Raw genomic sequence first — 6,701 nt, 5'->3', positions numbered from 1 at the left:
GCATTTTATTCTAACTTAATTTGACAAATCATATTACGTGTATATATATTTGATTTATTATCATAGAATCCTCATGGCCAACTCAATCCATGATCGCTTTCAAAGGATAACCCTTTTCAGCAAGCCAAGAAATATGAGTGTGATGAAAAATATGAGAAGAAATATGAGAAGACAAACTTTGAAATTGTTTTCGTGTCATTAAAAAAGCAAATAACCACGGACAAAAAATTTGTCGAGTAATCGTATGTTCCATAACAAATGGAAAAATTCGAAAAATCCCCCCAAAAAAGCTAATCCCAAACCATATCGCAAATGTTTGTGTTACGGGACGAGGTAACGCGACCCTATCCCACAATTTATAAAACACTCGCTCTATATACCAAATCTTTGTCCAATTGCGTATATCGCTCATTTTATCGCCCCCATGACCGCATGCGATCCAAAATCCAATTGAATACGTCAGACGTATCTCCAACTAACCAAACAGCTACTGCCAGCACAAGAATCAATGGAATGGCTTTGCTTGCTTTCCGTTCAAAGGCAATATAGGCCGCACCATCAAGCATCGCCAACATAATCAAATACTTAAAATCCCCAACAAAATCGGTAAACACATTTTGAAAAAAATTCATTTGCTTTTTCCTCCCTGTTAATACACATTGAACTAATGACAATACACAACACCACAGAGCACAACTGATAAAAATTTCACTTGATATTCCTCATTATGCATTTGTTCTGTTCCTTGATTGCTGTTTTTTACGTAAGAATTATAAATAATTTCTCACACGGCGATACATTACTTTTACAGGAACATGCGTACAATAAATCCGGTGCTGCTTACTTTTCTTTGTTTTAGGATCAAGTTTCATAGAATAGAAATCATAAAAATATTTACCACTTTTTTTATCGTATGTTCCTTCAATCACCAGTGAAAAGCTAGGGTGGTAAATCCAACAAATACAATTGATACTTCCCTCTACTGGATAAAGGGACAAAACCAAGTACCTTTAAATGGTCCGATACAGTCATAAACACGATCTATCTCCTCCCAAATAAAACAAAAAAAGGCTGTAATCGCATTTTGATTACAGTCTTTTTTGTTCTCTTTTTGTAAATGTATTAATTAAAGGTTTACTTCCGGTCTTTTTATTTAATAAATCAATTTTCCCAAATTATTTTCTTTAGCTTTCTTAACGATTTCTGTCGCAACTACCACATCTAATACAGCCGAACCAACTGTTTTGAAGATCGTGATTTGTTCTCCACTTGTCCGACCGACCAATTCTTCATTGATCAGTTGGCCTAGTTCCCCATGATAGCTGTCTCTTTGAATATACCCATCTTGCAGCGGTGAAATGAAGTCCCCAGCTTCTTTTAGAACACCGTCCATGGTATCAAAAATAACAATATCTGCGGCTTTGATTATTTCTCGTGGAATTTCACACATTTCCGGTGTGTAAGCACCGACTCCATTGATGTGCGCACCTTTTTTGACCCACTCAGCAGAGAATGTCGCACGTTTTGAAGTGGTCACACTTGTGATGATGTCTGCTCCTTCAACGCATTCTTGATTGGTTTTTGTTGGGCGCATCGTTACAGAAAATTGTTGCATCATTTCTTCAGCAAATTGGCTGGCACGCTCAAAATCAATATCAAAAATCCGAACTTCTTCTAATTTACGAACGGTCAACATTGCTTCTAATTGTGACTGTGCTTGTCCGCCGGTTCCAATCAGCGCGCCGATTTTAGCATCTTCTTTTGCAAGAAGTTCTGTTGCTGCTCCTTGAACAGCGCCTGTTCTTAATTGTGTCAAATAAGTACCATCTAAACAAGCGGATACCATACCCGTTTCTGGATCCAATACGATCATCGTTGCTGGTACACTTGGTAAGTTTTTCTTGATGTTTTCAGGATACACGGAAACGATTTTGACACCTAGCGCGCCTTCGCCACCTTCTACATAAGCTGGCATATATAAGCTTTGTCCGTTGCTTTTTGGCACATCGATATTGGTGCGAAGAGGCACACTTGCCTTTCCTGCTGAATACAATGACAATGCTTTTTTGTCCGCATCGATGGCTTCTCTCATTGAAAAACTTTTGATAATATCTTCTTTTTTAAGAAATAACATTTGAATCGCTCCTTAATTAGTTGCTGTAGCTTTTTTTAATTGACTGCTCAACATCGTATATGCACTGTATAGTAAGACCAAAATCACGATCCATTTCAGAATATAGGTATCTAAAGATTTGACTAGGAATACAGCGACCAATACCCCTAATACACCGAAGGTTGAAGTGAAAAGTGTGATTTTTCTGCTGTATTCATCAAATTTAATGAATTGAACACTGCCGATCGGTACTGAGAATGTACAAGCCCCCATCATAATAGGAAAGGCTGCAACTGGATTCAAGCCTAGCAAGTAGACAGTTACCATTGTTAACGCATAAGAACCAATGCCGATATTGTTCAATGCGCCATAGACAAAGAGTAAAAATCCTGCCAAGATTAATTTTCCGCCATACAATTCACTGGCTGTTCCGTTTGAGGGAATCCAATTCATTTGTCCCATAAAAATTAAGAATGCAGCAATGACCAATCCTATGCCGACAAACAGTTTGATCGTTTTCTCTGGTAACTTCACGACAAATCTTGGTCCTAAATATGCACCGATAATTTGGCAGATAATACAAACAGCTAATGTCTTGATCCCTACGTTGATAGCAGTGATATAAGACAATGCCATGACGGCTACCGGTACTACACATTGGGTATTCAACGTTCCGGGTAGTTTTTTCATGCTGACCCATTTCAACTTTGGATAAAGGACGGTTCCGATAGCAAAGTCGGAAACGCCAAATGTTGAAAGAAAGAAGGTGATAAATGACGTGAAGGGCAACAGACGCATATCCCCTGGTTCTTCTTTGAAATTTTGTTTGTTTTTGAAAAGGTCTCTTAGAAAGTAAATAATAAAATATAGATTGATTGCGACAATTAGTGCCAGCAAAATATTCCGAATCATAAAAATTTCCTCCTACTAGTAAATCTTTCTGATTCCCTCAAAGTCCTCACCATATTTTGCTTTAAGTTCTTCAGAAGATTCTGCAATCACTTTTAGTGTATATGCATCATGTTTGACATATTCTTTTGCTAGATTGACCATGGCGTGGTTTTTTGTCCAAGTGACATCGGTTGATTGCAGTTCTTCATTAATGGTGCCAAACACGACTTCTTGCTCATCAGCGACGATGTTGATCCATCTTGCCCCAAAGTCAGCGAGTTTGTCTGTTTCAAAACCATGAATGTAATACTTTTCTAAGGGAAGATCATATTCATGGGTAGAACTGAATAAAATCAGTACAAATTTATCGACTCTTTTTTCGGCCTGCTGCAACGCCTTTAGCAGTGAATCCGTGAGATTCTCATGCCAAACTTGGATGAGCAAACTTTCTTTTGCGTTTTTCACCAAATGCTCTGCTTTATCCAGAACATACTCGATGCCATCAACTTTCCACAGCATGTCTTCTTCATCTTTTTCTTTTATCATCCCTAAATTCTTGGTAAGAAAAGAAAGATCATTTTTAACACTTTTTTCTAATTTCTCTAAAAACTCATTTGCCGAGATGGCATGATAAAGTTTAGGTTCTGATTTATTGACGACAATCAAATTCTTTTTTAATAGTTTTTCCAAAATGTTATATACTTTCGAGCGTGGCACACCTGAGATTTTACTTACTTCATATCCTGTAAGATTACCTTTTTCTAATAGGGTGGTATACACTCTTGTTTCCATCTCTGAAAAATCATATTTTTTCATGATTTGAATAATCGTTTCCATTGATTAATCCTCACTTTTATTTTTAGTAGCTACTACGGTAACAACTATAAATTCTTTTTGATTATCTGTCAAGAGTTAGTTCAATAAAACACATATAAGAATTAGCTTAAAAACAATCTTTTTATTAAAAAGAAATATTATAATATAAATATTTGTGAAAAAAATACTAAAACTTAGTTATTCTTTACAACGATTTATAGAAAAACAACCTCTTTAAATATAAAAGATACGGGATACAGATTACTTGAAAATCTTTACGTTCCAGTTTTATTCTTTCTAAAAAACGTACTCACTTTTTTCTTAGACTTCTTTTTTTGATTCTCCTCTTTTAGGTCTTGTCCTTTTTTGCCTTCAAAATATTTAAATAAACCCCTTTCAAAAGTATTTCTAGGTTTTGGACAATAAGGAATCCCTTTTTTCTTCATATAAACACCTCATTAAACTATTTTATATCATCACATTATCAAATTAACAAATGTATTAAAAGAAAGTTTTTTATTAAAACCATCTTGTCCTTTTGGGAGATTTCAGTGTGATTTCTTTTTATTCCAATACTTTTTTGTTGGTCACTTTCGTATACCCAATCTAAGCGATCATCGGCGACAATGTTTTTACAACGAATGGTAGGACAAAACAATGGGCGAAAAAACTTTTTTGCCCATTTCATAAAAAACTTTTTCTACAGCAATCCCTTGTTTTCACCTACCACACGTTGTGAACCCAAAGCACGCCGACGAACGCTTAGTTATACGAAAATGACCTACCAAAAACAAAAAAAGTGAGGTGAATAGAAACAAAAAGAAATTGAAATCTCCCAAAAGGTCGTCCACCTCGGAGACAACTTGCTGCCGAAAATAGTAGTTGGGGCTATGAACAAACCAACGTTACTTTTTGGCAAATTATTAAATTAACCGAAAAAACAGCATGGTTTCGCCCCATCAAAAAGCAAACTGTAAAAACATATACTTCTATGAGTGGAGAAACTATGCCAATACCAAATCAATTTATCGATTATCCACTTGCACGAATCAAAGACAGCATTGTTAGAAAACAAATTAATCCAGCCTTATATCCCAATAAATTATACGGTAATCGCAGTTGGGATACATTTTACCGCTATGATAATCAACTGGTTTATGAAAGCAGTTATTACTAAGAGGGAATTTCCCTCTTAGTTAGCGTTAAAAATAACAAAAATAAAAGGAACAAGAACAATGAAAACAATAACTCTATATGAAATCTTAGGTGAAGAAGGGTCTGACAAATACATTTCTGTATTCAAATCTTTAATTGTTTCCAATTTTACAGAGAATGAAGACATTTTATCAAGGTGTCAGCTATTTATACACAATAATGCCAGCGCTGAAGAAAATTTATAAAGATGAACCAGAAAAACTGAAAGAGACGGCAAGCGCAAACTTAGAATTTTATAACACGAATCCACAAATGTTGCCATTTATTACCAGCATGCAGTTGGCGATGTATGATAATGATCAAAGTGTCTCAGATACACGCAGCATTAAGATGGCACTTATGGGACCCCTATCAGGAATCGGAGACTCGATTGCTTAATTTGGGATTGCCCCCTTATTTTCAACAATATTTGCAGGATTAGCGATGGACGGTCTGGGATTTGCTCCGATGGGTTTTTGGTTATCGATGTTAATCTCAATGCTAGTCATCAAATTATTAATGGGATATTTAGGATTTAAACTTGGAACGAGTGTGATCGAAACCTTAAGTGATAAAATTGGTAAAATTTCTTCAGCAGCAAATATTGTCGGAGTGACTGTTATTGCGGCATTAGCTACTTCTTTTGTTAAGGCAAATATCGCCATTAAGTATTCACATAATGTAGAATCTGGTGAAAAACAAGTAATTGCTATTCAAGATATTTTAGATAAGATTACGCCCAAAATGCTTCCAGTCATTTTAACTATTTTAGTTTTTTATTTGATCAAGAAAAGAAAATGGAACACGTATCAATTATTAATTTTTTTTATTTGTGATTGGGATTCTAGCCTCTGTCTTAGGGATTTTAGCATAGTAAGTGAGCGTAGTAAGGGGCAGGGTTTTCGATTTCGAGTAAACCTTGTTTCCTTATTTATAAGTTTTCTGAGTGATGGGCATAATATTTTTTCAGTTAACGGAAATAAAATTTGAAAGCGAGAACACGATGAATCTTCAAAAAATCGAAAACTATCAACTAAAGTTTTATCAGCAAGATTGGCTTTCAGGATATTTGGAAAAACATTCAAAACTTTTGGAACCACTTTTTGAACGTACTTATTTTCTATTAAAAGATCAGATTATTTACAATGATGCGATGGATATGGAAGCCTGTTCTATTCCGTATTCTCTAAAAGAATATACATGGAATCGATATCCTGGAGATGACCCAGAATGGCTCTTTATGTTGAGTCGACAAAGTTTTCTTCTAGATTTATCACAGGCATACGCGTTAACAAAAGAAAAATGCTATTTACAAAAATGGCGCAGTCTGCTTCTTGATTTTATTCAAGAGGAAGGCGAACCAAATTCTACTAATAGGAATGTTTGGCGACCCCTTGATGTTGGAATTCGAGTGATGAACTGGCTGAAGAGTTTGACTTATATTTCTATTGCTGATTATAAACAATTGGGAATTGATAAAGTGTTGCGAAACGCTTTGCTGGTTCATCTCGAGTATTTGGAGAGGAGCTATATCGATAAGTACAGACTTAGTAATTGGGGAGTATTGGTAACTGGTGGAATGGCTGCTATGGATCTATTTCTTCCAGAACTAGTGAACAGAGTAAACTAATATGGGACCGGTTAACTGAGCAACTGACTTACAATTTTATTCAGATGGCATTCATTA

Annotated in this window: 8 protein-coding genes and 1 pseudogene; 3 read left to right on the top strand and 6 right to left on the bottom strand. The window is 35.5% G+C overall.

Translation table 11 applies throughout. From position 1 onward, the window contains the following. Nucleotides 1–82: 82 nt before the first annotated feature. The 6 genes from HMPREF2810_RS16200 to HMPREF2810_RS15860 form a co-directional block, all read right to left on the bottom strand. The gene (locus HMPREF2810_RS16200) at nucleotides 83–412 is read right to left on the bottom strand and encodes a TcpE family conjugal transfer membrane protein (protein WP_002363104.1); all 330 of its coding nucleotides are present in this window, start codon (nucleotides 410–412) and stop codon (nucleotides 83–85) included. A gap of 1 nt (nucleotide 413) precedes the next feature. Next, on the bottom strand, nucleotides 414–632 hold the full coding sequence (locus tag HMPREF2810_RS15865) for a hypothetical protein (RefSeq protein WP_002363105.1): 219 nt from the start codon (nucleotides 630–632) through the stop codon (nucleotides 414–416). 521 nt (nucleotides 633–1,153) lie between these two features. Beyond that, nucleotides 1,154–2,134 (bottom strand): ornithine cyclodeaminase family protein, encoded by a 981-nt coding sequence (locus tag HMPREF2810_RS02795; RefSeq protein ID WP_002363108.1) that lies wholly within the window; start codon nucleotides 2,132–2,134, stop codon nucleotides 1,154–1,156. 12 nt (nucleotides 2,135–2,146) lie between these two features. Then, nucleotides 2,147–3,025: a sulfite exporter TauE/SafE family protein gene (locus HMPREF2810_RS02790; protein ID WP_002381227.1), complete on the bottom strand. Its 879-nt coding sequence runs from the start codon at nucleotides 3,023–3,025 to the stop codon at nucleotides 2,147–2,149. A 15-nt stretch (nucleotides 3,026–3,040) separates the two neighbouring features. After that, nucleotides 3,041–3,841 (bottom strand): TrmB family transcriptional regulator, encoded by an 801-nt coding sequence (locus HMPREF2810_RS02785; protein ID WP_002363110.1) that lies wholly within the window; start codon nucleotides 3,839–3,841, stop codon nucleotides 3,041–3,043. 254 nt (nucleotides 3,842–4,095) lie between these two features. Then, nucleotides 4,096–4,266, bottom strand: coding sequence for a hypothetical protein (locus tag HMPREF2810_RS15860; protein ID WP_002392643.1), 171 nt, complete (start codon nucleotides 4,264–4,266; stop codon nucleotides 4,096–4,098). A 560-nt stretch (nucleotides 4,267–4,826) separates the two neighbouring features. Here HMPREF2810_RS15860 and HMPREF2810_RS02775 point away from each other — a divergent pair. From HMPREF2810_RS02775 to HMPREF2810_RS02755, 3 genes and pseudogenes are all read left to right on the top strand, one after another. Then, nucleotides 4,827–4,997 (top strand): hypothetical protein, encoded by a 171-nt coding sequence (locus HMPREF2810_RS02775; RefSeq protein WP_002384869.1) that lies wholly within the window; start codon nucleotides 4,827–4,829, stop codon nucleotides 4,995–4,997. Nucleotides 4,998–5,152: 155 nt separating this feature from the next. Beyond that, a pseudogene (locus HMPREF2810_RS15170) lies at nucleotides 5,153–6,004 on the top strand (PTS system mannose/fructose/sorbose family transporter subunit IID). A 13-nt stretch (nucleotides 6,005–6,017) separates the two neighbouring features. Continuing rightward, nucleotides 6,018–6,644, top strand: coding sequence for a heparinase II/III family protein (locus tag HMPREF2810_RS02755; protein WP_002363114.1), 627 nt, complete (start codon nucleotides 6,018–6,020; stop codon nucleotides 6,642–6,644). Nucleotides 6,645–6,701: the final 57 nt, after the last annotated feature.

The sequence above is a fragment of the Enterococcus sp. HMSC078F03 genome (genome assembly GCF_001811595.1).
In the GTDB taxonomy this organism is placed as follows: domain Bacteria; phylum Bacillota; class Bacilli; order Lactobacillales; family Enterococcaceae; genus Enterococcus; species Enterococcus faecalis.
This window is presented reverse-complemented; position numbering and strand designations above follow the sequence as displayed.

Bases quoted from the DNA above. Each gene is read 5' to 3' on its own strand.
- HMPREF2810_RS15865 (WP_002363105.1), bottom strand. From the start codon at position 632: ATGAATTTTTTTCAAAATGTGTTTACCGATTTTGTTGGGGATTTTAAG.
- HMPREF2810_RS15860 (WP_002392643.1), bottom strand. From the start codon at position 4,266: ATGAAGAAAAAAGGGATTCCTTATTGTCCAAAACCTAGAAATACTTTT.
- HMPREF2810_RS02755 (WP_002363114.1), top strand. From the start codon at position 6,018: ATGAATCTTCAAAAAATCGAAAACTATCAACTAAAGTTTTATCAGCAA.
- HMPREF2810_RS02790 (WP_002381227.1), bottom strand. From the start codon at position 3,025: ATGATTCGGAATATTTTGCTGGCACTAATTGTCGCAATCAATCTATAT.
- HMPREF2810_RS02775 (WP_002384869.1), top strand. From the start codon at position 4,827: ATGCCAATACCAAATCAATTTATCGATTATCCACTTGCACGAATCAAA.
- HMPREF2810_RS02795 (WP_002363108.1), bottom strand. From the start codon at position 2,134: ATGTTATTTCTTAAAAAAGAAGATATTATCAAAAGTTTTTCAATGAGA.
- HMPREF2810_RS02785 (WP_002363110.1), bottom strand. From the start codon at position 3,841: ATGGAAACGATTATTCAAATCATGAAAAAATATGATTTTTCAGAGATG.
- HMPREF2810_RS16200 (WP_002363104.1), bottom strand. From the start codon at position 412: ATGAGCGATATACGCAATTGGACAAAGATTTGGTATATAGAGCGAGTG.